This is a genomic window from Novosphingobium colocasiae (assembly GCF_014652555.1).
Taxonomy (GTDB): Bacteria; Pseudomonadota; Alphaproteobacteria; order Sphingomonadales; family Sphingomonadaceae; genus Novosphingobium; species Novosphingobium colocasiae.
On the sequence record NZ_BMZA01000068.1, the window covers coordinates 1 to 623 of the forward strand.

General features: G+C 60.7%; 1 protein-coding gene. It reads left to right on the top strand.

The features are described 5' to 3' along the window. A partial coding sequence (locus IE122_RS18265; RefSeq protein ID WP_189622649.1) for an IS256 family transposase occupies window positions 1-623 on the top strand: 623 nt, incomplete at both ends.

Here is a 623-nt window from a genome sequence, read left to right on the forward strand (position 1 = left end):
AGCACTCAACGCGGAGATGGATCATCATCTCGGGCATGATGACCAGGTCGGCAACAACCGCAATGGCTATGGTCGCAAGACGGTGACGACCGACAGTGGGCGGATCGAGATCGAGGTGCCGCGCGATCGGGCCGGTAGTTTCGATCCGCAGTTGATCGCCAAGTACCAGCGTCGCTTCCCCGGGTTCGATGACAAAATCATCTCGATGTATGCGCGCGGTATGAGCACGCGCGAGATCACGGGCCATCTGCGCGAACTATATGGCATTGATGCCTCGCCCGATCTGATCAGCACGATCACCGACGCCGTGCTGGAGGAAGTTGCAGCTTGGCAGCAACGCCCGCTGGACCCAGCCTATCCGCTGGTTTTCTTCGATGCGATCCGGGTCAAGATCCGCGACGAGGGGATGGTCCGCAACAAGGCGATCCATATTGCTCTGGGCGTCATGGCCGACGGCACCAAGGTGGTGCTGGGGCTGTGGCTGGAGCAGAATGAAGGTGCCAAGTTCTGGCTGCGCGTCATGAACGAACTGCGCAACCGCGGCGTCGAGGATATCATGCTGGCTGTCGTCGATGGCCTCAAGGGCTTCCCAGACGCCATCACCGCCGTCTTCCCCGAAGCGA